Source organism: Pseudomonas reactans (genome assembly GCF_013387025.1).
GTDB classification, from domain to species: domain Bacteria; phylum Pseudomonadota; class Gammaproteobacteria; order Pseudomonadales; family Pseudomonadaceae; genus Aquipseudomonas; species Aquipseudomonas reactans.
Map to the genome: position 1 here is coordinate 282548 of NZ_JACAQP010000005.1, position 23942 is coordinate 306489.

Annotated in this window: 20 protein-coding genes and 1 other RNA gene; 17 read left to right on the plus strand and 4 right to left on the minus strand. The window is 60.9% G+C overall.

From position 1 onward, the window contains the following. Positions 1-54 precede the first annotated feature (54 nt). The 17 genes from rnpB (at position 55) to lpxC (ending at position 18572) form a co-directional block, all read left to right on the plus strand. Positions 55-408: RNase P RNA component class A (gene rnpB, locus HX793_RS05710), an RNA gene on the plus strand. A gap of 354 nt (positions 409-762) precedes the next feature. Next, positions 763-1218 (plus strand): division/cell wall cluster transcriptional repressor MraZ, encoded by a 456-nt coding sequence (gene mraZ / locus HX793_RS05715; RefSeq protein ID WP_003171868.1) that lies wholly within the window; start codon positions 763-765, stop codon positions 1216-1218. Continuing rightward, positions 1215-2162 carry a 16S rRNA (cytosine(1402)-N(4))-methyltransferase RsmH gene (gene rsmH / locus HX793_RS05720; RefSeq protein ID WP_016974952.1) on the plus strand — a complete coding sequence of 316 codons (948 nt, stop codon included), beginning with the start codon at positions 1215-1217 and terminating at the stop codon, positions 2160-2162. Before mraZ ends, rsmH begins: the two co-directional genes overlap by 4 nt. Beyond that, on the plus strand, positions 2159-2452 hold the full coding sequence (gene ftsL / locus HX793_RS05725) for a cell division protein FtsL (protein ID WP_016974953.1): 294 nt from the start codon (positions 2159-2161) through the stop codon (positions 2450-2452). The genes rsmH and ftsL overlap by 4 nt, the downstream gene beginning before the upstream one ends. Next, positions 2452-4194: a peptidoglycan D,D-transpeptidase FtsI family protein gene (locus HX793_RS05730; protein ID WP_017738701.1), complete on the plus strand. Its 1743-nt coding sequence runs from the start codon at positions 2452-2454 to the stop codon at positions 4192-4194. Before ftsL ends, HX793_RS05730 begins: the two co-directional genes overlap by 1 nt. Beyond that, positions 4194-5657 (plus strand): UDP-N-acetylmuramoyl-L-alanyl-D-glutamate--2,6-diaminopimelate ligase, encoded by a 1464-nt coding sequence (locus tag HX793_RS05735; protein WP_177094939.1) that lies wholly within the window; start codon positions 4194-4196, stop codon positions 5655-5657. The genes HX793_RS05730 and HX793_RS05735 overlap by 1 nt, the downstream gene beginning before the upstream one ends. After that, positions 5650-7020 carry a UDP-N-acetylmuramoyl-tripeptide--D-alanyl-D-alanine ligase gene (locus tag HX793_RS05740; RefSeq protein ID WP_177050211.1) on the plus strand — a complete coding sequence of 457 codons (1371 nt, stop codon included), beginning with the start codon at positions 5650-5652 and terminating at the stop codon, positions 7018-7020. Before HX793_RS05735 ends, HX793_RS05740 begins: the two co-directional genes overlap by 8 nt. Next, positions 7020-8102: a phospho-N-acetylmuramoyl-pentapeptide-transferase gene (gene mraY / locus HX793_RS05745; protein WP_028618893.1), complete on the plus strand. Its 1083-nt coding sequence runs from the start codon at positions 7020-7022 to the stop codon at positions 8100-8102. Before HX793_RS05740 ends, mraY begins: the two co-directional genes overlap by 1 nt. A gap of 6 nt (positions 8103-8108) precedes the next feature. Further along, positions 8109-9455, plus strand: a complete 1347-nt coding sequence (gene murD, locus HX793_RS05750) for a UDP-N-acetylmuramoyl-L-alanine--D-glutamate ligase (protein ID WP_177058634.1) — start codon at positions 8109-8111, stop codon at positions 9453-9455. After that, entirely contained in the window at positions 9452-10675 is a 1224-nt protein-coding gene (gene ftsW, locus HX793_RS05755) for a putative lipid II flippase FtsW (protein WP_016974959.1), read from the plus strand. Before murD ends, ftsW begins: the two co-directional genes overlap by 4 nt. Next, complete coding sequence (murG, locus tag HX793_RS05760; protein ID WP_133074626.1) at positions 10665-11735, plus strand: undecaprenyldiphospho-muramoylpentapeptide beta-N-acetylglucosaminyltransferase; 1071 nt, start codon at positions 10665-10667, stop codon at positions 11733-11735. The genes ftsW and murG overlap by 11 nt, the downstream gene beginning before the upstream one ends. Next, the gene (murC, locus tag HX793_RS05765; protein ID WP_016974961.1) at positions 11728-13173 is read left to right on the plus strand and encodes a UDP-N-acetylmuramate--L-alanine ligase; all 1446 of its coding nucleotides are present in this window, start codon (positions 11728-11730) and stop codon (positions 13171-13173) included. Before murG ends, murC begins: the two co-directional genes overlap by 8 nt. Continuing rightward, positions 13170-14126, plus strand: coding sequence for a D-alanine--D-alanine ligase (locus tag HX793_RS05770; protein WP_177002439.1), 957 nt, complete (start codon positions 13170-13172; stop codon positions 14124-14126). The genes murC and HX793_RS05770 overlap by 4 nt, the downstream gene beginning before the upstream one ends. A 4-nt stretch (positions 14127-14130) precedes the next feature. Next, positions 14131-15000: a cell division protein FtsQ/DivIB gene (locus HX793_RS05775; RefSeq protein WP_016974963.1), complete on the plus strand. Its 870-nt coding sequence runs from the start codon at positions 14131-14133 to the stop codon at positions 14998-15000. Between the two features lie 15 nt (positions 15001-15015). Next, complete coding sequence (gene ftsA / locus HX793_RS05780; RefSeq protein WP_010213031.1) at positions 15016-16278, plus strand: cell division protein FtsA; 1263 nt, start codon at positions 15016-15018, stop codon at positions 16276-16278. A 64-nt stretch (positions 16279-16342) separates the two neighbouring features. Continuing rightward, positions 16343-17548 (plus strand): cell division protein FtsZ, encoded by a 1206-nt coding sequence (gene ftsZ, locus HX793_RS05785; RefSeq protein WP_016974964.1) that lies wholly within the window; start codon positions 16343-16345, stop codon positions 17546-17548. A 112-nt stretch (positions 17549-17660) separates the two neighbouring features. Continuing rightward, a complete protein-coding gene (lpxC, locus tag HX793_RS05790) occupies positions 17661-18572 on the plus strand; it encodes a UDP-3-O-acyl-N-acetylglucosamine deacetylase (RefSeq protein WP_016974965.1) in 912 nt (303 codons plus the stop codon). A 171-nt stretch (positions 18573-18743) separates the two neighbouring features. Here lpxC and HX793_RS05795 read toward each other — a convergent pair whose 3' ends face one another. The 4 genes from HX793_RS05795 to HX793_RS05810 all read right to left on the minus strand — a co-directional run bounded on the left by HX793_RS05795 (position 18744) and on the right by HX793_RS05810 (position 23942). After that, positions 18744-20237, minus strand: coding sequence for a sensor domain-containing diguanylate cyclase (locus HX793_RS05795; protein WP_177058630.1), 1494 nt, complete (start codon positions 20235-20237; stop codon positions 18744-18746). An 86-nt stretch (positions 20238-20323) separates the two neighbouring features. Continuing rightward, on the minus strand, positions 20324-21646 hold the full coding sequence (locus HX793_RS05800) for an OprD family porin (protein ID WP_016974967.1): 1323 nt from the start codon (positions 21644-21646) through the stop codon (positions 20324-20326). A gap of 264 nt (positions 21647-21910) precedes the next feature. Further along, the gene (locus HX793_RS05805; RefSeq protein ID WP_177050204.1) at positions 21911-23275 is read right to left on the minus strand and encodes a heavy metal sensor histidine kinase; all 1365 of its coding nucleotides are present in this window, start codon (positions 23273-23275) and stop codon (positions 21911-21913) included. Beyond that, complete coding sequence (locus HX793_RS05810; RefSeq protein ID WP_016974969.1) at positions 23265-23942, minus strand: heavy metal response regulator transcription factor; 678 nt, start codon at positions 23940-23942, stop codon at positions 23265-23267. Before HX793_RS05810 ends, HX793_RS05805 begins: the two co-directional genes overlap by 11 nt.

The window sequence follows — 23942 nt, forward strand, 5'->3', positions numbered from 1 at the left end:
TCTGAACTTTTATTACTTGTCCTAAGTCCGCCGTGCCGTTAACCTGCGCGGCGGAGAGTCGATTGGACAGTCGCTGCCCTCTATGAAAATTAGGGGGGGGAGGAAAGTCCGGGCTCCATAGGGCGAAGTGCCAGGTAATGCCTGGGAGGCGTGAGCCTACGGAAAGTGCCACAGAAAATAACCGCCTAAGCATTTCGGTGCCGGTAAGGGTGAAAAGGTGCGGTAAGAGCGCACCGCACGACTGGCAACAGTTCGTGGCTAGGTAAACCCCACTTGGAGCAAGACCAAATAGGGTCCCAAGGCGTGGCCCGCGCTGGGACCGGGTAGGTTGCTAAAGATGTCCAGTGATGGCCATCGTAGACGAATGACTGTTCAAGACAGAACCCGGCTTACAGATCGACTCTCCACCTTTTTCCTTCTGTCCGAATCTCGGGCAGAAAACCGGTAGTAACGCAAGAATCCCTCCCTGCCGAATCATTGGCAGATGCATCTTCGTAATACCAAAAAAATCTTACTCTTAATAAATTACTTTAACTTCGAGCTATAGCTCTTTGAGCTATTTGCGCTTGTTGGGCCAAAAACATCGCCGAACTCTGGTTTCTCCTCCCTTTACGCTCCTAAATCTCCGTTCTGTAAGGCTTTTCCTTGAATCCGCGCCTTGACGGTGTGGTGGGCGCATTCCTATAGTGTGCGCAAGTGGCGGAAAGTGGCACAAAGTGGGTTTTTTGAACGTAAAACGCTAAAATTTGGAGAAACGCATCTGTGTTTCGCGGAGCTAACGCTATCAGTCTCGACGCAAAAGGCCGTCTCGCCATGCCGAGCCGGTATCGTGACGAGCTCATTTCGCGAAGTTCTGGACAGTTGATCATCACGATCGATGCCGTTGACCCTTGTTTATGTGTTTACCCCCTCGATGAGTGGGAGTTGATTGAAACCAAATTGCGCGCCTTGCCTTCATTGCGTGAAGAGAACCGCCGCCTGCAGCGTTTGCTGATCGGTAATGCCGTCGACCTCGAGTTGGATGGCAGCGGGCGTTTCCTGGTGCCTCCGCGTCTGCGCGAGTACGCCAAGCTGGACAAGCGCGCAATGCTGGTCGGCCAACTGAACAAGTTCCAATTGTGGGACGAAGATGCCTGGGATGCTGTTTCTGCAGCTGACCTGGCTGCTATTCAACAACCGGGCGCTATGCCTGATGAACTGCGTGATTTGATCCTGTGACTATTGATAGCGGCTTTAACCACATCACCGTACTGCTTGACGAAGCCGTTGAGGCTCTCGCCGTACGCGCGGATGGCTGCTATTTGGATGGCACCTTCGGCAGAGGCGGGCATAGCCGGTTGATACTCAGCCAGCTCGGGTCCGACGGCAAACTCCTCGGGTTCGACAAAGACCCTCAAGCGATTGCCACCGGGCAAGCGCTAGCGGCCGAAGACGGCCGCTTTGTCGTTGTGCAGCGCAGCTTTGCCGAGCTGGGCGCCGAAGTCGCCGAGCGTGGCATGGCGGGCAAGGTGGCTGGGGTTCTGCTCGACCTGGGTGTGTCTTCGCCACAGCTCGACGACCCGGAGCGCGGCTTCAGTTTCATGAACGATGGCCCGCTCGATATGCGCATGGACCCGACTCGGGGCATCAGCGCAGCGGAGTTCATTGCGACCGCACCCCATGAAGAAATCACCCGCGTGTTCAAGGAATACGGTGAAGAGCGCTTCGCCGGCCGTATGGCCCGTGCCGTGGTCGAACGTCGTGAAATCCAGCCGTTCGAACGCACCGCTGATCTGGCCGAAGTGCTGAAAGTCGCCAACCCGGCATGGGAAAAAGGCAAGAACCCAGCGACCCGTGCGTTCCAGGGCCTGCGCATTCACGTCAACAACGAATTGGGTGACTTGGAGGCTGGCCTTGAGGCTGCCCTCGAAGCGCTGGAAGTGGGCGGTCGCCTGGTGGTGATCAGCTTCCACTCCCTGGAAGACCGCATCGTCAAACTGTTCATGCGTCGCCTGGTCAAGGGTGAGTCCGACAACCTGCCGCGCAACCTGCCGGTACGTTTCGAAGCCTTTGTGCCGAAAATCAAAATCCATGGCAAAGCGCAGTTCGCTTCCGAAGCCGAACTCAAGGCCAACCCACGTTCCCGCAGCGCCGTCATGCGCGTTGCCGAGAAGCTGCGGTGAGCAAGCTTTTTGCCAAGCCCCTCCCGGGCGGCAGCTTCTTTATGATGCTGCTGTTTGTCGGTGTGCTGGTTTCCGCGATTGCGGTGTCCTACAGCGCCCACTACAACCGTCAACTGCTCAATACCCTGTACGGGGAACTGAGTGTGCGTGACAAGGCACAAGCGGAGTGGGGCCGGTTGATCCTGGAGCAAAGCACCTGGACGGCCCATAGCCGTATCGAAGTGCTGGCCACCGAACAGCTGAAAATGCACATTCCTGGCGCGGCTGAAGTCCGCATGGTGGCGCCATGATGAAACTTGAGGGCGCACTCTACCCCTGGCGCTTCCGCCTGATGCTCGGCTTGCTGGCATTGATGGTGGGTGCGATTGCCTGGCGGATCATCGACCTGCAAGTGGTCGACCGTGACTTCCTGATCGGCGAGGGTAACGCCCGTAGCTTGCGTCATATCCCGATTCCTGCACACCGCGGCCTGATCACCGACCGCAACGGCGAGCCCTTGGCCGTTAGTACCCCGGTGACCACCCTGTGGGCGAACGCAAAGGAATTGCAGGTCGCCAAGGATCGTTGGCCGGCCCTTGCCTCTGCGTTGGGACAAGACCCGAAAGCCTTGGCTGAGCGCCTGGAAGCCCAGGCCAATAAAGAGTTTATCTACCTGGTTCGCGGGCTGACCCCTGAACAAGGCCAGCAAGTGCTCGACCTTAAAGTCCCCGGTGTCTACGGCATCGAGGAATTCCGTCGTTTCTACCCGGCGGGTGAAACCACTGCGCATATGGTCGGCTTCACCGACATCGATGACCATGGCCGCGAAGGCGTGGAACTCGCCTACGATGAATGGCTCGCCGGGGTTCCCGGCAAACGACAAGTCATCAAGGATCGGCGTGGCAGACTGATCAAGGATGTCCAAGTCACCAAAAACGCCAAGGCCGGTAAGCCCTTGGCGTTGTCGATTGACTTGCGCCTGCAATACCTGGCCAACCGCGAGCTGCGTAACGCGATCATCGAGAACGGCGCCAAGGCCGGCAGCCTGGTGATCATGGACGTGAAGACCGGCGAGATCCTCGCCATGGTCAACCAGCCGACCTATAACCCGAATAACCGTCGCAACCTGCAGCCGGCGATGATGCGCAACCGCGCGATGATCGACGTGTTCGAACCGGGTTCGACCATGAAAGCCATCTCCATGAGTGCCGCCCTCGAAACCGGACGCTGGAAGCCCAGCGACAAGGTCGAGGTGTATCCAGGCACCTTGCAGTTGGGCAAATACACCATTCGTGACGTGTCGCGTACCGAAGGTCCGGTGCTGGATCTGACAGGTATCCTGATCAACTCCAGTAACGTGGGCATGAGTAAGGTCGCCTTCGATATCGGTGGCGAAACCATCTACCACCTGGCGCAGAAGATCGGTCTGGGCCAGCCTACCGGCCTGGATTTCCCAGGCGAGCGTGTAGGTAACCTGCCGAACTACCGCGACTGGAAAAAGGCCGAGACCGCCACACTTTCCTACGGTTACGGCCTGTCGGTGACCGCGATCCAACTGGCCCACGCTTTCTCTGTATTGGCGAATAATGGCCGGATGGTTCCGCTGAGCCTGATCCACGTCGACGAAGCGCCGAAAGCCACCCAGGTGATTCCGGAAAACGTCGCCAAGACCATGCAAGGCATGCTGCAACAAGTGATCGAAGCACCGCGCGGCGTATTCCGTGCCCAGGTGCCGGCGTATCACGTGGCAGGCAAGTCGGGTACTGCGCGTAAAACCTCGGTGGGCACCAAGGGCTACGCCGAAAACTCCTACCGTTCACTGTTCGCCGGCTTCGGCCCGATGAGCGATCCACGCTACGCCATCGTCGTTGTGATTGATGAGCCGAGCAAAGCCGGTTACTTCGGTGGCCTGGTATCGGCGCCGGTGTTCAGCAAAGTGATGTCCGGCACCCTGCGCCTGATGAACATCACGCCGGACAACCTGCCGCCGACCCAACAAGCGAACGCCGGACCACCGGCCGCTGCCGTAAAAGCCAATGGAGGGCGCGGCTGATGTCTCTTAGCCTGAACAAGATTTTTGCCCACGCCGGTCGCGATCTGCTGATTCGCGAATTGAGTCTGGATAGCCGCAATGTGCGTGCCGGTGACCTGTTCCTGGCCGTGCCTGGCGGTAAATTCGATGGTCGCGCGCATATCGCGGATGCGTTGCAACGCGGTGCGGCCGCCGTGGCTTATGAAGTGGAAGGCGCTACTGTGCTGCCGATCACCGACGTGCCGTTGATTCCGGTCAAAGGCTTGTCCAAGCAACTTTCGGATATCGCCGGGCGTTTCTATGGTGATCCGAGTCGACACGTCAATCTGGTCGGTGTCACCGGCACCAACGGCAAGACCAGCGTGACTCAACTGATTGCCCAGGCGCTTGACCTGCTGGGTCAGCACTGTGGCATCGTCGGCACACTGGGCACCGGTTTCTACGGCGCGCTGCAAAGCGGCCTGCACACCACGCCGAATCCAATCGCCGTGCAAGCGACCCTGGCCGACCTGAAAAAGGCCGGTGCCAAGGCGGTTGCCATGGAAGTGTCGTCCCACGGTTTACACCAGGGCCGCGTGGCTGCGTTGGCGTTTGATGTGGCGGTGATGACCAACCTGTCCCGCGATCACCTCGACTACCACGGCACCATGGAAGCCTACGCTGCTGAAAAGGCCAAGCTGTTTGCCTGGAACGACCTCAAGTGCCGCGTGGTAAACCTGGATGATGCGTTCGGCCGCCAACTGGCTGCCGAAGACCGTGAATCGCGCCTGATCAGCTACAGCCTGGAGGATTCCAGCGCGTACCTGTATTGCCGCGAAGCCCACTTCAATGATGAAGGCGTGCGCGCCACACTGGTGACGCCGCAGGGCGAGCATCATCTGCGCAGCAGCCTGCTCGGTCGTTTCAACCTGAGCAATACCCTGGCGGCCGTCGGTGCCTTGCTCGGCCTGGATTACGCCCTCGACGAAATCCTGCGTGTACTGCCGAAGCTGGAAGGCCCGGTCGGTCGCATGCAGCGTCTGGGCGGCGGCAAGCAGCCGCTGGTGGTGGTCGATTACGCCCACACGCCGGATGCCCTGGAAAAAGTCCTGGTCGCCCTGCGCCCACATGCCAAGGGCAAACTGCTGTGCCTGTTCGGTTGCGGCGGTGATCGCGACCGCGGCAAACGCCCGTTGATGGCCGAGATTGTCGAACGCCTGGCCGATGGCGTGCTCGTCACCGACGACAACCCCCGCAGTGAAGACCCGAGCCAGATTTTCGACGACATCCGTGTCGGCTTCAAAGACGTGTCCATGGCCACGTTTGTCGCCGGTCGCGGTGCAGCCATCGCACAATTGATCGCCAGCGCCGGTGCTGACGACGTGGTGGTGTTGGCCGGTAAAGGTCACGAGGACTATCAGGAAATCAACGGCGAGCGCCACGCCTTCTCCGATCTGGTCGAGGCCGATCACGCCTTGACCGCCTGGGAGGTCGCCCATGCTTAAAGCGATGACATTCAGCGAACTGACCCAGGCCCTGTCGGCCCGTGTGCTGTCGAGCGATTGCAGCTTCGACGGTGTCAGTATCGACAGCCGCGCCATCAAACCTGGGCAGTTGTTTGTTGCCCTGGCGGGCCCGCGTTTCGATGGTCACGACTACCTGAATGATGTCGCTGCCAAAGGTGCCGTCGGTGCGTTGGTGCAGCGCGAAGTGCCTGATTCAACGTTGCCGCAGTTGCTGGTCGCCGACACACGCCTGGCGCTGGGCCAACTGGGTGCGCTGAACCGTGCGGCCTTTGACAAGCCCGTTGCAGCCATTACCGGCTCCAGCGGCAAGACCACGGTCAAGGAACTGCTCGCCGGCGTATTGCGCACGCGCGGCCCGGTCCTCGCGACCCGTGGCAACCTGAACAATGATTTCGGCGCTCCGCTGACCCTGCTTGAACTGGCCCCGGAACACACGGCGGCCGTGATCGAACTGGGCGCATCGCGCGTTGGCGAAATCGCTTACACCGTAGCGCTGACCAAACCCCACGTGGCGATCATCAACAACGCCGGGACCGCCCACGTTGGCGAGTTCGGTGGCCCGGAGAAAATCGTCGAAGCCAAGGGCGAAATCCTTGAAGGCCTCGATGCCTCGGGCACCGCTGTGTTGAATCTCGACGACAAGGCCTTCGAAACCTGGCGTGTACGTGCCGCCGGGCGCAAGGTCCTGACGTTTGCCGTGCTCAACGCCGCGGCAGATTTCCATGCTTCCAACATTACTGTTGATGCGCGTGGCTGCCCGTCCTTTACCTTGCACACCCCGCAAGGCAACGAACACGTGCAGTTGAACCTGCTGGGCAACCATAACGTCGCCAATGCCTTGGCTGCTGCCGCCGCCGCTTACGCCCTGGGCGTGTCGCTGTTCGGAATCGCCACGGGCCTGGGCGCGGTACAGCCGGTCAAAGGGCGCACCGTGGCGCAGTTGGCCAGCAACGGCATGCGCGTGATCGACGACACCTATAACGCCAACCAGTCCTCCATCTGCGCCGCCATCGACCTGCTCAAAAGCTTCGACGGCCGCAAGGTTTTGGTACTGGGTGATATCGCCGAACTGGGCGAGTGGGCCGAACAGTCCCATCGCGAAGTTGGCGCCTACGCCGCTAGCAAAGTCGACGCGCTGTACGCCGTCGGCCCGCACATGGCGCACGCCGTCAGCGTATTCGGCCCTGGTGCCCGTCATTTTGCGACCCAGGCCGAGCTGATCCAGGCGCTGACGGCGGCTGAACACGACAAACACACAACCATTTTGATCAAGGGATCGCGCAGCGCGGTGATGGAAAACGTCGTCGCGGCCTTGTGTGGCTCAAGTACGGAGAAACATTAATGCTGCTGCTGCTGGCTGAGTATCTGCAACAGTTCCACAAAGGCTTCGCGGTCTTTCAGTACCTGACCCTGCGCGGGATCCTGGGTGTGCTGACCGCGCTGTGTTTGTCGCTGTTCCTGGGGCCGTGGATGATCCGCACCCTGCAGAACCTGCAAATTGGTCAATCGGTTCGTAATGACGGCCCGCAGTCGCACCTGTCCAAATCCGGCACCCCGACCATGGGCGGCGCGCTGATCCTGTCGTCCATCGGCATCAGCACCTTGCTTTGGGCTGACCTGCACAACCGCTACGTGTGGACCGTGTTGCTGGTGACCCTGTTGTTCGGCGCCATCGGCTGGGTGGATGACTACCGCAAGGTGATCGAAAAGAACTCCAAAGGCCTGCCAAGTCGCTGGAAGTATTTCTGGCAGTCGGTGTTCGGCCTCGGCGCTGCGATATTCCTCTACACCACTGCACCAAGTGCGGTCGAAACCACCCTGATCATCCCGATGCTCAAGGACGCCAGCATTCCCCTGGGCGTCGGCTTCGTGGTGCTGACCTACTTCGTGATCGTCGGCTCCAGCAACGCGGTCAATCTGACCGATGGCCTCGACGGTCTGGCGATCATGCCGACGGTGATGGTGGGCGGCGCGCTCGGCATCTTCTGCTACCTGTCGGGCAACGTGAAATTCGCTGAATACCTGCTGATCCCGTATGTGCCGGGCGCGGGTGAACTGATTGTGTTCTGCGGTGCGCTGATCGGTGCGGGCCTGGGCTTCCTGTGGTTCAACACGTATCCCGCACAAGTCTTCATGGGTGACGTCGGCGCACTGGCACTGGGTGCGGCCCTCGGCACCATTGCCGTGATCGTTCGCCAGGAAATCGTGTTGTTCATCATGGGCGGTGTGTTCGTGATGGAAACCCTGTCGGTGGTCATCCAGGTGGCGTCCTTCAAGTTGACCGGGCGCCGCGTGTTCCGCATGGCGCCGATTCACCACCACTTTGAACTCAAGGGCTGGCCCGAGCCGCGCGTGATTGTCCGCTTCTGGATCATCACCGTGATTCTGGTGCTGATCGGCCTTGCCACCCTGAAACTGAGGTAGAAACGAGTGTCCCTGATCGCTTCAGACCACTTCCGCATCGTTGTCGGCCTCGGCAAGAGCGGCATGTCCCTGGTTCGCTTCCTGGCGAACCGGGGCAAGCCGTTTGCCGTGGCCGACACGCGGGAAAATCCACCGGAGCTGGTCACGCTGCGCCGTGACTACCCGCACGTGGAAGTGCGTTGTGGCGAGCTGGATGTCGAGTTTCTGTGCCGTGCCGACGAGCTCTACGTGAGCCCCGGCCTGGCGATCGCGACACCGGCCCTGCAAGCCGCCGCTGCCCGTGGCGTGAAGCTGTCGGGCGACATCGACCTGTTCGCGCGTAACGCGCAGGCGCCGATCGTGGCCATCAGCGGTTCCAACGCGAAAAGCACCGTGACCACCCTGGTCGGCGAGATGGCGGCTGCGGCCGGCAAGCGCGTCGCCGTGGGCGGCAACCTCGGCACGCCGGCGCTGGACCTGCTAAATGACGACGTCGAGCTTTACGTGATGGAACTGTCGAGCTTCCAGCTGGAAACCACCCACGACCTCGGTGCCGAAGTGGCCACCGTGTTGAACGTGAGTGAAGACCACATGGACCGCTATAGCGGCCTGCCGGCCTATCACTTGGCCAAGCACCGGATCTTCCGGGGCGCCAAGCAAGTGGTGGTCAACCGTCAGGACGCGTTGAGCCGTCCGCTGATGGGCGAGGGCCTGCCATGCTGGACCTTCGGCCTGAGCAAACCCGACTTCAAAGCCTTTGGCATTCGCGAAGAGAACGGCGAGAAATACCTGGCCTTCGAATTCCAGAACCTGATGCCGGTGCGCGAGCTGAAAATCCGTGGCGCCCATAACCAGTCCAACGCCCTGGCAGCTCTGGCGCTGGGCCATGCTGTCGGGCTGTCGTTCGACGCCATGCTGTCGGCCCTGCGCACGTTCGGCGGCCTCGAACATCGCTGCCAGTGGGTGCGTGATCTCGACGGCGTCAGCTATTACAACGATTCCAAGGCCACCAACGTCGGTGCTGCCCTGGCGGCCATCGAAGGCCTTGGCGCCGATATCGAAGGCAAGCTGGTGCTGATCGCCGGTGGCGACGGCAAGGGTGCCGACTTCAAGGACCTCAAAGGCCCGGTTGCCGAGCATTGCCGCGCCGTGGTGCTGATGGGCCGCGACTCCGATTTGATCGCCGCCGCCCTCGGCGATGCCGTGCCGCAAGTGCGCGCCACCTCCCTGGACGATGCCATCGCGCAATGCAAAGCCCTGGCCCAGCCGGGCGATGCGGTGTTGCTGTCGCCGGCGTGCGCCAGTTTCGACATGTTCAAGAACTACGAAGAGCGCGGCCAGCTGTTCGCCGCCGCCGTGGAGGCCTTGGCATGAGTATCAATTTCCGGAACATCATCAAGCCGTACCCGTCGCCGATCATCACCGGGCGCGGTATCGACCTCGACTTCCCGATGCTTGCCGGTTGCCTGGCGCTGTTGGGCCTGGGCCTGGTGATGATCACCTCGGCTTCGTCCGAAGTGGCGGCCGTGCAGTCGGGCAACACCCTGTACATGATGATCCGTCACCTGGTGTACCTGGTGATCGGCCTTGGCGCGTGCATCGTCACCATGATGATCCCGATCGCCACCTGGCAGCGCCTGGGTTGGCTGATGCTGATCGGTGCGTTCGGCCTGCTGATCATGGTTATCCTGCCCGGCATTGGCCGGGAGGTGAACGGTTCGATGCGCTGGATCGGCTTCGGCGCGTTCAACGTGCAGCCGTCGGAAATCGCCAAGGTGTTCGTGGTGATCTACCTGGCCGGTTACCTGGTGCGTCGCCAGAAAGAAGTACGCGAAAGCTGGATGGGCTTCTTCAAGCCTTTCATCGTGCTGTTGCCGATGGCAGGCCTGTTGCTGATGGAGCCTGACTTCGGTGCCACCGTCGTGATGATGGGGGCAGCGGCGGCGATGCTGTTCCTGGGTGGCGTCGGCCTGTTCCGCTTCACCTTGATGGTGGTGCTGGCCGTGGCGGCCGTGACCATCCTGGTACAGGCGCAACCCTACCGCATGGCACGTCTGATTACCTTTACCGACCCCTGGTCCGACCAGTTCGGTTCCGGCTACCAGTTGACCCAGGCGCTGATCGCCTTCGGTCGCGGCGAGTGGCTGGGCGTGGGCCTGGGCAACAGCGTGCAGAAGCAGTTCTACCTGCCGGAAGCCCACACCGACTTCGTGTTCTCGGTACTCGCCGAAGAGCTGGGCGTGGTCGGTTCGCTGTGCACCGTCGCACTGTTCGTGTTCGTGTGTGTGCGCGGCATGTACATCGGCCTGTGGGCAGAGAAGGCCAAACAGTATTTCGCTGCCTATGTGGCGTACGGCTTGTCGTTCCTGTGGATCGGCCAGTTCCTGATCAACATCGGGGTGAACGTCGGTCTGCTGCCGACCAAAGGCCTGACCTTGCCGTTCCTCAGTTATGGCGGCAGTTCGTTGGTGATCTGCTGCGCGTGCCTGGGCTTGTTGCTGCGCATCGAGTGGGAGAGTCGAACCCACCTGGGCAGCGAAGAGATGGAGTTCAGCGAAAGCGACTTCGCCGAGGAGCCGACCCATGGGCGCTAACGTGCTGATCATGGCGGGCGGCACCGGGGGCCATGTGTTCCCGGCCCTGGCTTGCGCACGCGAATTCCAGAACCGTGGCTACACCGTGCACTGGTTGGGCACGCCGCGTGGCATCGAAAACGAATTGGTGCCGAATGCCGGTTTGCCACTGCACCTGATCAACGTCACGGGCTTGCGTGGCAAGGGCAAGTTGTCCCTGCTCAAGGCGCCGTTCGTGTTGCTCAAGGCGGTGTGGCAGGCGCGCAAAGTCATTCGTGAGCTGAAGCCGGTGTGTGTGCTCGGTTTTGGTGGGTATGTAACCGGCCCTGGTGGTGTCGCCGCCAAGCTCGCCGGTGTGCCGGTGATCGTGCATGAACAGAACGCCGTCGCCGGTACCGCCAATCGCCTGCTGGTGCCGTTGGCTGCGCGGGTGTGTGAAGCGTTCCCGAAGACTTTTGGCGCTTCGGACAAACTGCGTACCACCGGCAACCCGGTGCGTACCGAACTGTTTATGGACATCGCCCGTGAAGCACTGCAAGGGCGCAAGCCGCACCTGCTGGTCATGGGCGGCAGCCTGGGCTCCGAGCCTTTGAACAAACTGCTGCCGGAAGCCTTGGCGCAACTCCCTGTGGAATTGCGCCCGGAAGTCTTCCATCAGGCTGGCAAAGATCACGGTGAAGTCACCGCCACGCGTTATCGCGAAGCCGGTGTTGAGGCGAACGTACAGCCCTTCATCAAAGACATGGCCCACGCCTATGGCTGGGCCGACCTGGTGGTCTGCCGCTCCGGTGCGCTGACCGTCAGTGAACTGGCTGCCGCCGGTCTGCCGTCCTTGCTGGTGCCTTTGCCCCACGCGATCGACGATCACCAGACCCGCAACGCCGAATATTTGGCCGGGGAGGGCGCTGCCTTCCTGCTGCCGCAAAGAACGACTGGCGCCGCCGATTTGGCCGCACGCCTGACTGAGGTTTTGATGCAACCGGAACGACTCAATAGCATGGCGAGCACCGCAAGCCGCCTGGCCAAACCTGACGCAACCCGCACCGTGGTCGATATCTGCCTGGAGGTGGCCCATGGTTGAGAATCAGAAAGCCATGCCGCAACCGGAAATGCGCCGCATCCGTCGCATCCACTTCGTCGGTATCGGCGGCGTGGGCATGTGCGGTATTGCCGAAGTGTTGCTGAACCTGGGCTACCAGGTGTCCGGCTCTGACTTGAAAGAGTCGCCGGTCACCGATCGCCTGAAAACCTTCGGTGCACAGATCTTCATCGGCCACCGCGCCGAGAACGCCGCCGAGGCCGACGTGCTGGTGGTATCCAGCGCCGTGAACACCTCCAACCCGGAAGTGGCCACTGCCCTGGAGCGCCGCATTCCCGTGGTGCCACGCGCCGAGATGCTGGCCGAGCTGATGCGTTATCGCCACGGCATCGCCGTCGCCGGTACCCACGGCAAAACCACCACTACCAGCCTGATCGCCTCGGTGTTCGCGGCCGGTGGCCTGGACCCGACGTTCGTGATCGGTGGCCGCCTGAATGCAGCCGGCACCAATGCACAACTGGGCACCAGCCGTTACCTGATCGCTGAAGCCGATGAAAGTGACGCGAGCTTCCTGCACCTGCAACCGCTGGTCGCTGTCGTCACCAACATCGACGAAGACCACATGGCGACCTACGATGGTGACTTCAACAAGTTGAAGAAAACCTTCGTCGAGTTCCTGCACAACCTGCCGTTCTACGGTTTGGCCGTGGTGTGCCTGGACGATCCGGTGGTGCGTGAAATCCTGCCCTTGGTCAAACGTCCGACCGTGACATACGGCTTCAGCGAAGACGCCGACGTGCGCGCCATCAATGTGCGTCAGGAAGGCATGCAAACCTTCTTCACCGTGCTGCGTCCCGACCGCGAGCCGCTGGATGTGTCGGTGAACATGCCGGGCAATCACAACGTCTTGAACTCCCTGGCGACCATCTGCATCGCCACCGACGAGGGCGTCAGCGATGAAGCCATCGTCGAAGGACTGTCGCGCTTTGCCGGCGTGGGCCGTCGCTTCCAGGTCTACGGCCAACTGCCGGTAGAAGGTGGTGACGTGATGCTGGTGGACGACTACGGTCATCACCCGACCGAAGTTGCCGCCGTGATCAAGGCTGTGCGCGGTGGCTGGCCGGAGCGCCGTCTGGTGATGGTCTACCAGCCACACCGCTATAGCCGTACCCGCGACCTGTACGACGATTTCGTCAATGTATTGGCCGATGCCAACGTGCTGCTGTTGATGGAGGTGTACCCGGCCGGTGAAGAACCGATCCCGGGCGCTGACAGCCGCAAGCTGTGCAACAGCATTCGTCAGCGTGGCCAGTTGGACCCGATCTACATCGAGCGTGGTGTGGACCTGGCGCCGATCGTCAAGCCGTTGCTGCGGGCCGGTGACATTTTGCTGTGCCAGGGCGCCGGTGACATTGGTGGCCTTGCCCCTAAATTACTGGCGAGCCCACTGTTTGCCGCCGCAAAGGGGAAGTCGAAATGATCAACGACTACGGCTCCCTGTTTTCCACAATCGCACCCGCTGACTTCGGCCGCGTAGCGGTGTTGTTCGGCGGCAAAAGCGCTGAACGTGAAGTGTCGCTCAAGTCCGGCAACGCTGTGCTCGAAGCCCTGCAAAGCGCCGGCGTAAACGCCTTCGGCATCGACGTGGGCGACGACTTCCTCGCTCGCCTGCTGGCCGAGAAGATTGATCGCGCCTTCATCATCCTGCACGGCCGTGGCGGTGAAGACGGCAGCATGCAAGGGCTGCTGGAGTGCGCTGGCATCCCTTACACCGGCAGCGGCATCCTGGCTTCGGCGCTGGCGATGGACAAGTTGCGCACCAAGCAGGTGTGGCACAGCCTGGGCATTCCAACCCCGCGTCACAGCGTTCTGTGCAGCGAAGACGATTGTATTTCTGCAGCCAAGGAACTGGGCCTGCCTTTGATCGTCAAACCTGCCCATGAAGGCTCCAGTATCGGCATGGCTAAAGTGAACTCGGCCGCCGAATTGATCGACGCATGGAAAGCGGCAAGTACCTACGATTCGCAAGTGTTGGTGGAACAGTGGATTTCCGGTCCCGAGTACACCATCGCCACCCTGCGTGGTCAGGTTTTGCCGCCTATCGCATTGGGCACGCCCCACACCTTTTACGACTACGACGCCAAGTACCTGGCTTCCGATACCCAGTACCGGATCCCGTGCGGCCTTGACGCAAGCAAAGAACAGGAATTGATGGACCTCACGGCGAAAGCCTGTGAGGCGCTGGGTATCGCCGGTTGGGCGCGGGCAGACGTGATGCAGGATGACCAAGGGAATTTCTGGTTCCTGGAAGTCAACACTGCACCGGGCATGACCGACCACAGCCTGGTCCCCATGGCAGCCCGTGCGGCCGGTTTGGATTTCCAGCAGTTGGTGCTGGCGATCCTGGCCGACAGCATTGAGCCAAGAGGCTAAGGACATGAAAGGCGCATCGCTTCGTCATCAGCCCCCACAAGCACCGAGCCGCAAGCCGGTGCCACGGGGTGCCAGCCGAATGGTGGCTAAAGAGCCGATGTCGGCGCGCCTGCCGAAAGCCAACTTTGGTTTCCTCAAGGCGCTGTTCTGGCCGGTGTTGCTGGTGGTGCTGGGTTTCGGAACCTACGAAGGCGCGCAGCGTCTGTTGCCGTATGCCGACCGGCCGATCACCAAGATCAGCGTGCAGGGCGACTTGAGCTACATCAGCCAGCAAGCGGTACAGCAGCGCATCGGCCCGTACCTGGCGGCGAGCTTCTTTACCATCGACCTGGCCGGTATGCGCGCAGAGCTGGAACAGATGCCGTGGATCGCCCACGCCGAGGTCCGCCGCGTATGGCCAGACCAGGTGACGATCCGCCTGGAAGAACAACTGCCCGTGGCCCGTTGGGGCGACGAAGCGCTGTTGAACAACCAGGGCCAGGCGTTCACCCCGCGTGAACTGGCCAACTATGAGCACCTGCCGCAGTTGTTCGGGCCGCAGCGGGCGCAGCAACAAGTGATGCAGCAGTACCAGGCTTTGAGCCAGATGCTGCGTCCCATGGGCTTCTCCATCGCACGCCTGGAACTGCGTGAGCGGGGTAGCTGGTTTTTGACGACCGGGGCAGGCAGTTCCGGCCCGGGCATCCAGTTGTTGCTGGGACGCGACCGCTTGGTGGAAAAGATGCGCCGCTTCATTGCCATCTATGACAAGACCTTGAAAGAACAGATTACGAACATTGCGAGCGTCGACCTGCGTTACGCCAACGGCCTTGCCGTCGGCTGGCGTGAACCGGCTGCGCCCACGGCAGCGCAACCCGCTGTCGCGAAGAATTAAGAAGAGGCAGGACCCATGGCAAACGTGCAAAGCGGCAAAATGATCGTCGGTCTCGATATCGGCACCTCCAAGGTGGTGGCGCTGGTGGGCGAGGTCGGGGAAGACGGCGTTATCGAAATCGTCGGTATTGGCACGCATCCGTCCCGGGGCCTGAAGAAGGGCGTGGTGGTGAACATCGAGTCCACCGTGCAATCGATCCAGCGCGCCATCGAAGAAGCGCAGCTGATGGCCGGTTGCCGGATCCACTCGGCGTTCGTTGGCGTGGCGGGCAACCATATCCGCAGCCTGAACTCCCACGGCATCGTGGCGATCCGCGACCGCGAAGTCAGCTCCGCCGACCTTGAGCGCGTCCTCGACGCCGCCCAGGCCGTGGCGATCCCGGCTGACCAGCGTGTACTGCACACCCTGCCGCAGGACTACGTGATCGACAACCAGGAAGGCGTTCGTGAGCCGCTGGGCATGTCCGGCGTACGTCTGGAAGCCAAGGTTCACGTAGTGACCTGCGCCGTCAACGCCGCACAGAACATTGAAAAATGCGTGCGCCGCTGCGGCCTGGAAATCGACGACATCATTCTTGAGCAGTTGGCGTCGGCCTACTCGGTACTGACCGACGACGAAAAAGAACTGGGTGTGTGCCTAGTGGACATCGGCGGCGGCACCACCGACATCGCGATCTTCACCGAGGGTGCGATCCGTCACACCGCCGTGATCCCGATTGCCGGCGACCAGGTGACCAACGACATCGCCATGGCGCTGCGTACACCGACCCAGTACGCCGAAGAAATCAAGATTCGCTACGCCTGCGCCCTGGCCAAGCTGGCCGGTGCCGGCGAGACCATCAAGGTACCAAGCGTGGGCGACCGCCCACCGCGTGAGCTGTCGCGCCAGGCCCTGGCCGAAGTGGTCGAGCCGCGCTACGACGAACTGTTCACCCTGATCCAGGCTGAACTGCGCCGCAGTGGCTACGAAGACCTGATCCCGGCCGGCATCGTGCTGACCGGTGGCACCTCGAAGATGGAAGGCGCGGTCGAGTTGGCCGAGGAAATCTTCCACATGCCCGTCCGCCTGGGCGTGCCCCATGGAGTCAAAGGCCTGGGCGACGTGGTGCGCAACCCGATTTATTCCACCGGTGTGGGCTTGCTGTTGTACGGGCTGCAAAAGCAGACCGACGGCATTTCCCTGTCGGGCCCGAGCAACCGTGACAGCTACCGCAGCGACGACGAGGCGAAAGCGCCGTTGTTCGAACGTCTGCAGGCATGGGTCAAAGGCAATTTTTAAGATTTACCGCGACACCGTTGTAAGCAGTAGGCGAAAAAACTAGAGAAATGAAAGGAGAGGGAACATGTTCGAACTCGTAGACAACATCCCCGCAAGCCCGGTTATCAAAGTAATCGGTGTCGGCGGTGGCGGCGGCAACGCTGTCAACCACATGGTCAAGAGCAACATTGAAGGCGTTGAATTCATCTGCGCCAACACTGATGCCCAAGCGCTGAAAAGCATCGGCGCGCGGACCATCCTGCAATTAGGCACAGCCGTGACCAAGGGCCTCGGTGCTGGCGCCAACCCGGAAGTCGGCCGTCAAGCCGCCCTGGAAGACCGCGAGCGTATTGCCGAAGTGCTGCAAGGCACCAACATGGTGTTCATCACCACCGGCATGGGCGGCGGTACCGGTACTGGTGCTGCGCCGATCATCGCCGAAGTGGCCAAGGAAATGGGGATTCTGACGGTCGCTGTCGTGACCCGTCCGTTCCCGTTCGAAGGCCGCAAGCGCATGCAGATCGCCGACGAAGGCATCCGTCTGCTGTCTGAAAGCGTCGACTCGTTGATCACCATCCCCAACGAGAAGTTGCTGACCATCCTGGGCAAGGACGCAAGCCTGCTGTCCGCGTTCGCCAAGGCTGACGATGTACTGGCCGGTGCCGTTCGCGGTATCTCCGACATCATCAAGCGTCCTGGCATGATCAACGTCGACTTTGCCGACGTACGCACCGTGATGAGCGAAATGGGCATGGCGATGATGGGCACTGGCTGCGCCAGCGGTCCGAACCGTGCACGTGAAGCCACTGAAGCGGCCATCCGCAACCCGTTGCTGGAAGACGTGAACCTGCAAGGTGCACGCGGCATCCTGGTGAACATCACCGCCGGTCCTGACCTGTCCCTGGGTGAGTACTCCGACGTGGGTAGCATCATCGAAGCCTTCGCTTCCGAGCATGCGATGGTCAAAGTCGGTACGGTGATCGATCCGGACATGCGCGACGAGCTGCATGTAACCGTGGTTGCGACCGGCCTGGGTGCAAAAATCGAGAAGCCTGTGAAGGTGATCGACAACACCCTGCACAACGCCCAAGCCAGCCACGCCAGCCAAGCGGCTGCCGCTCCAGCGCCTTCGCGCCAGGAACTGCCGTCGGTGAACTACCGTGATCTGGACCGTCCGACCGTGATGCGCAACCAGGCTCAGGCCGGTGCTGCGGCGTCCCGTAGCCCGAATCCGCAAGATGATCTGGACTATCTGGACATCCCGGCATTCCTGCGTCGTCAGGCCGATTAATGGAATGTATCAGGGCTATGAAGGTGATTGGTGTTCAGCAAAGGTCTGGTCTGCTATTATCGCCAGCCTTTGTTGATACCAGTTCGCAATTTGCGCTGAAGCGGTCCAAGCCATGATTAAACAACGCACCCTGAAGAATATTATTCGTGCCACAGGTGTAGGTCTGCACTCCGGGGAGAAGGTATACCTGACCCTCAAGCCTGCACCTGTCGACACCGGCATCGTGTTTGTGCGTGCCGACCTGGACCCTGTCGTGCATATTCCTGCTCGCGCGGAAAACGTTGGCGAAACCACGATGTCGACCACATTGGTCAACGGTGACGTCAAAGTGGACACGGTGGAGCATTTGCTCTCGGCCATGGCTGGCCTGGGCATCGATAACGCCTACGTCGAGCTCTCCGCGTCCGAAGTCCCGATCATGGATGGCAGCGCTGGACCCTTCGTATTCTTGATTCAATCTGCCGGCCTGGAAGAACAGGACGCAGCGAAGAAGTTCATTCGCATTCTGCGGGAAGTGACAGTAGAAGACGGCGACAAGCGCGCCACCTTCGTCCCGTTCGAAGGCTTTAAAGTGAGCTTTGAGATCGATTTCGATCACCCGGTATTCCGTGACCGCACCCAAAGTGCAAGCGTGGATTTTTCCAGCACTTCGTTCGTAAAAGAAGTCAGCCGCGCCCGTACCTTTGGTTTCATGAGTGACATCGAGTACCTGCGCAAGCACAACCTCGCACTCGGCGGCAGCGTTGAAAACGCCATTGTGGTCGACGCGGATGGTGTACTGAACGAAGACGGCCTTCGCTATGAAGACGAATTCGTGAAGCACAAGATCCTCGATGCAATCGGTGACCTCTACCTGCTGGGCAATAGCCTGATAGGCGAGTTCAAAGGCTTCAAGTCGGGCCACGCCCTTAACAACCAGCTGCTGCGCAAGTTGATTGAGCAGACAGACGCTTGGGAAGTCGTGACCTTCGAAGATGCCAGCACCGCACCGATCTCTTACATGCGTCCCGTTGCGGCGGTGTAAGTAACAACTCTCTTTCTTTAGTTTTGAAAGGCCGCCTTCGGGTGGCCTTTTTTTATTCCTGCGGGTTTGTTCTATGGCGAGTGGGCTGTTGTGGCGAGCGGGGCAAGCCCGCTCGCCACAACAAGCCCGCTCACCACATTAAGCAGGCTTATCACAGAAACGCCGTGTTCATTAAAGGACCGAGGCCTCCACAATTCGGTTACGCCCAGTGTGCTTGGCTTCATACAACGCCTGATCCGCACTCAGCAACAACGCCTCCAACGACTGTCGACTGCGCTTGTCCCACGTGCTCATGCCAATACTCACCGTAATCGGCTGCTCATCCCCTCCCACCCTCGGCAAGTGCTCGATACCGCTGCGGATATGCTCGGCAATCACCCAGGCGCCCTGGGCGTCGGTCACCGGCAGCACTACTGCAAACTCTTCGCCGCCATAACGTGCGGCCAGGTCGGCCGGGCGGCGGATGTTGGTGCCGATTACCTGGGCGACGGTGCGTAATGCTGCATCGCCGCCGTGATGGCCATGACGGTCGTTGAACGCCTTGAAGTGGTCCACATCAATCATCAACACGGTCAGCGGTTCGGTCGAGCGTTGCGCGCGATCCCACTCCAAGCGCAGGCGCTCGTCGAGGATACGGCGGTTGGCCAGGCCGGTGAGCGCGTCGGTAGCTGCCAGTTCTGACAGCACTCGCTCAGTGCGATAACGGCGGCGCAGTTCCCGGCGCAGCATCCAGGTCAGCCACAGCAGGCCGATACAGAGGATGCCGGTGGCGCTACTGACCAGTAGCGCGGCGCGTTGCCAGGGGGCGAACACATCATCGGCGGATAACGCCACTACCACTATCAGCGGCAGCTCTCCGACGTTGCTGAACGTATACAGCCGTTCCTGGCCAGAAATGGCAGAAATCGCCCGGAAACTGCCTTGGCCCTCGCGCAGCATGCGTTTGAAGTTGGGGCGATCACTCAGGTCTTTGTCGATCATGTCGCGCTCCAGCAAGGGCTGCTGGGCCAGGAGAATGCCGTGGGTATTCAGCAGATTGACGGAGCTGCCATTGCCGATGGCCAGGCGGTTGAACAATTGATCGAAATACGCCAAGCGCATGGTCGCCACGGCCACGCCCGCAAACTCGCCGTTGGGCCCGGTCACCCGGCGGCTGAATGCAATGCGCCACACCTGGTCGCAGGCGCAGCGGACCTTGAATGGCCGGCTGATGAACAAACCGGCCTGGGACGTGCGTTGATGAGTCTGGAAGTAATCGCGGTCAGCGAAGTTGCGCGGCGTCGGCCACAGCGTCGACGAGTCGGCGATTACTGCGCCGTTGGCGTCCAGTAACAGCACCTCACCTTTGAAGGGCGCCGCTGTGGATTGATCAAATTGCACAAGGTGCCGGATGTCCGGCGACACCTGGTTCAAGTCCTTGCGCGTGGTGGCGGCGATCAACCCTTGCAGGGCTAAATCGTAGAGTTCGACGTTGCGCAGCACGTCGGCATTGATCAGTTGAGTGATGTTGCTGGTCGCGCGCTTGGCAGCCTGCAGGGTGCTGGCGTGCTCGCGGATCAGCAGCGCCGCGACGATCACCACGATCAGGACGACAGTGAAACCACTGCCCAGCATCAGAAACAGCTCCGGGCGGGCCGGCGGGGTGCGAGAACTGGCTTGACTCATCGGGCAGACTTCAGCGGTGAGGATGCTGGCAGTTTAGTTCTACCCGATGAAAATTAAATACTTGGTTAAAAAGAAAGATGTGTCCGTCAGAACACGTTGATCGGGTAATCGACGATTACTCGGTACTCATCCACATCCCGATCCACCGCTGAATACCCGTTGCCGCCGCGATTGGTCGCCCACTGTAGACGCACGGACAAGTCCTTGGCCTTGCCGCCCTGTACCACGTACTTGAGGTCGATGTCCCGTTCCCAATGCTTGGCGTCTTTGCCATCGGCGCTGTACCAGGCGCTGTAGCCACGGCTTTGCGGGTCGACCTTGGTCAGGTCGGTCTTACCGCTGATGTAGGACACGGCCGAGGTCAAGCCGGGCATGCCGAGGCCGGCGAAGTCGTAGGCATACTTGAGCTTCCATGAGCGTTCGTTGGGGCCGTTGAAGTCGGAGTACTGCTGGGAGTTGTCCAGGTAGATGCTGTCGCCCTGGGCGATGTAGTCGAACGGCGTGTTGCCGTTGACCCGTTGGTAGGTGGCAGTGACGCTATGGTTTCCCACACCGACGGTGAAATGCAGGCTGTAGGTGTTGTTGTCGATATCCCCGAGCAGGGATTGGCCGGTGTCCTGGGTGTGGTAGTAGTGCAGGCCCGGGTTGAGGCTGACCAGGTCATTCAGTGCGTAGGTGTAGTCCAGGTCGTAGTAGTACTGGTTCCACACATCCTTGAGTTCGGAGGCGTAGAGGTTGCTGGTCAGCCCTTCAACGCCGCTGAACGACACTCCGGCCCAGTTCATGTGCTGGCTGTCGGTATTATTCGGCAGAGCGCCGTAGCTGGTGCCGATGCGGCGGTGGCCGCTCTGGTTATAGAGCTTGGTGAAACTGGCCTGGCCGCCTTCGAACATCCAGCCGTCGAAGCTGTGATTGGTCAGGCTGGCGCCACGAAAGGTCTGCGGCAGCATGCGGGTCATGCCACCGGCGATCACGGGGTTGTTGAGGAACAGGTCACCGGCCTTCAATTCGGTGTCGAACGCGCGCATTTTCAGGGTGCCGCCGGCCGTCGAGAACGAACCGGGCGCCTTGCCGTTGCCACCGCCGTACGGAAGGATGCTGGACCCATCGGTGCCGCCACCGCCATCCAGTTTGAGGCCGAGCATGGCGTGGGCGTCCAGGCCGAAGCCGACGGTGCCTTGGGTGTAGCCGGATTCGAAGGTGCCGAGAAAACCCTGGCCCCATTCCTTGCTGTCATCGGTGTGAATGTCGCGACGGTCGCGGTTCATGTAGTAGTTGCGGGTGTTGATGGTGAGGTGGGCACCTTCGACGAAACCGTCGGCGGGGGTGGTGTCTGCCGCGTGGGCAAGGGGGGCAATCGTTGCTGCAATCGCGAGGAATAACGGGGTGAACGTCAGCGAGTTCTTCACCGGTGGAGCTCCTTTGGTCAATCGAAAACGGCCAGTGTCGTTGGGTGTGCCCGGCCTTTTTTACGGCAAAAAAAAGCCGCTGAAGTCAGCGGCTTTAAGACAGATTCCCAGTGTAGAGCCCTGGAAAAAAGTCGAGGGAAATTCGGGTAAGCGGAGACTGCCTTTGCCGTCGCGCTCATCGATGCGTCAAATTAACGCAGGCGAGCGGTACGATACAGAGTGTAACAAGATAATGACTGTTGCCCAAATCGCAACAGTCAGGCATTAGACCGGCAGGGTAATGCCAAACGTATTCCCGCCGCCGTCGCTGCGCACGAACACATCGCCGCCGTGCATCAGGGCAATCGCCTTGACGATGGCCAGCCCCAGGCCATGATTGGCCCCGCTGTTGCTGCGCGACGCGTCCACCCGATAGAAGCGTTCGAACAGGCGCGGCAGATGCTCACTGGCAATCGCATCGCCAGGGTTGGTCACGCCGATGGCCACCTGATGCTCCTGCACCTCGATGTTCACAACGATGACCTGACCCGGCGCGGTGTGTTGTACCGCGTTGCTCAGCAGGTTGATCAGCGCTCGGCGCAGGTGGGCTTTTTCGATCTGCACCGTGGCATCGCCGCGTACCTGTACCTCGACTTGCGCGTCTTCGAGGATGAAGTCCAGGTAGTCGAGGGTGGTCGCCACTTCATCTGCCAGCGAGCTTTCGATCAGCTTGGTGGCCTTGCTGCCCTGATCGGCGCTGGCCAGGAACAGCATGTCGTTGATGATCGAGCGCAGGCGCTCCAGTTCTTCAAGATTGGATTGCAGCACCTCGAAGTAATGTTCGGCCGACCGCCCGCGGGTCAGGGCCACTTGGGTCTGGCCGATCAGGTTGGTCAACGGCGAGCGCAGTTCGTGGGCCACATCGGCGTTGAACGACTCCAGGCGCGAATAGGCCTGCTCGACGCGGTCCAGCGTAGAGTTGAACGAGTTGACGAACTGGCTCAATTCCGGCGGCAGCGGCGACAGTTGCAGGCGCCCGGAGAGCTTGGGCGGTGCGAGTTTCTGTGCCTCATCCGAGAGCTTGCCCAACGGCTTGAGGCCGATACGGGCGACCCAGAAACCCAGTAATGACGCCAGCACCACACCGACCAATGCGAGACTGACCAGCGCTACCAGCAGGTGGTGCTGGGTGGCGCGGAAGTTTTCGGTGTCGATGGCAATCATGAAGCGCAGCGGCGGGCGTTGATCCTTGGCTGGGAACTGGCTCACCAGCACTTTGAGCGGATATTCGCGCCCCGGCAGGCGCAGGTCGCGCTTGCCCGTCGGCCCTTCGGCAAAGGCGCGGATCTGTGCGTCGGGGTTGCCATACTCGTAGTTTGGATCGCTGCTCACGACCCAGAAGCGGATGCGTTTGTCCTCCTCGCCCAAGAGCTTGAGCTTGGCCTGCATCTTCACCCAATGGTCCGGCGTGCCAAAGCGATTTACCGAGGACTCCAACACGCTGTAGCGCGCATCCAGCTCGGCGCCCGGCAACAAGCCCAGGCTGCGGTCCACCTGTTGATACAGCGCGCCGCCGATCAACAGGAAGATCAGCGCCGCCACCAGGGTGAACAGGCTGCTGAGGCGCAGGGCAATGGAGTTAGTTGCCACTCCGGCTCTCCAACACATACCCCATGCCCCGGATGGTGTGCAGCAACTTGGTGTCGAACGGCCCGTCAAGCTTGGCGCGCAGGCGCTTGATTGCCACTTCCACCACGTTGGCGTCACTGTCGAAATTGATGTCCCAGACCATTTCCGCAATTGCGGTCTTGGACAGGATTTCGCCCTGGCGCCGCGCCAATACGCTGAGCAGCGAGAACTCCTTGGCGGTCAGGTCCAGGCGCAGGCCGTTGCGGCTGGCCTTGCGGCTGATCAGGTCGATCCACAGGTCCGCAACGGTCACCTGCACAGGTTCATGCCCACCGCTGCGGCGGGTCAGGGCTTGCAGGCGGGCGACCAGTTCCAGGAAGGAGAAGGGTTTACCCAGGTAATCGTCGGCGCCTTCGCGCAGGCCGCGAATGCGGTCTTCCACGCGTTCGCGAGCGGTCAGCATGATCACCGGTGTCTGTTTGCGCGCACGCAAGGCGCGCAGCACGCCAAAGCCGTCGAGGCCGGGCAGCATCACGTCGAGCACGATCACTGCGTAGTCGTTTTCGAGCGCCAGGTGCAGGCCCTCGACGCCTTCGCGGGCCACATCGACGGTGTAGCCTTGTTCCGTCAGACCACGGTGCAGGTAGTCCGCGGTTTTTTCTTCATCTTCAATAATCAGGACGCGCAT

Bases quoted from the DNA above. Each gene is read 5' to 3' on its own strand.
- lpxC (WP_016974965.1), top strand. From the start codon at position 17,661: ATGATTAAACAACGCACCCTGAAGAATATTATTCGTGCCACAGGTGTA.
- mraY (WP_028618893.1), top strand. From the start codon at position 7,020: ATGCTGCTGCTGCTGGCTGAGTATCTGCAACAGTTCCACAAAGGCTTC.
- ftsA (WP_010213031.1), top strand. From the start codon at position 15,016: ATGGCAAACGTGCAAAGCGGCAAAATGATCGTCGGTCTCGATATCGGC.
- murC (WP_016974961.1), top strand. From the start codon at position 11,728: ATGGTTGAGAATCAGAAAGCCATGCCGCAACCGGAAATGCGCCGCATC.
- HX793_RS05775 (WP_016974963.1), top strand. From the start codon at position 14,131: ATGAAAGGCGCATCGCTTCGTCATCAGCCCCCACAAGCACCGAGCCGC.
- HX793_RS05730 (WP_017738701.1), top strand. From the start codon at position 2,452: ATGAAACTTGAGGGCGCACTCTACCCCTGGCGCTTCCGCCTGATGCTC.
- HX793_RS05740 (WP_177050211.1), top strand. From the start codon at position 5,650: ATGCTTAAAGCGATGACATTCAGCGAACTGACCCAGGCCCTGTCGGCC.
- HX793_RS05770 (WP_177002439.1), top strand. From the start codon at position 13,170: ATGATCAACGACTACGGCTCCCTGTTTTCCACAATCGCACCCGCTGAC.
- HX793_RS05735 (WP_177094939.1), top strand. From the start codon at position 4,194: ATGTCTCTTAGCCTGAACAAGATTTTTGCCCACGCCGGTCGCGATCTG.
- ftsZ (WP_016974964.1), top strand. From the start codon at position 16,343: ATGTTCGAACTCGTAGACAACATCCCCGCAAGCCCGGTTATCAAAGTA.
- HX793_RS05795 (WP_177058630.1), bottom strand. From the start codon at position 20,237: ATGAGTCAAGCCAGTTCTCGCACCCCGCCGGCCCGCCCGGAGCTGTTT.
- murG (WP_133074626.1), top strand. From the start codon at position 10,665: ATGGGCGCTAACGTGCTGATCATGGCGGGCGGCACCGGGGGCCATGTG.
- HX793_RS05810 (WP_016974969.1), bottom strand. From the start codon at position 23,942: ATGCGCGTCCTGATTATTGAAGATGAAGAAAAAACCGCGGACTACCTG.
- ftsW (WP_016974959.1), top strand. From the start codon at position 9,452: ATGAGTATCAATTTCCGGAACATCATCAAGCCGTACCCGTCGCCGATC.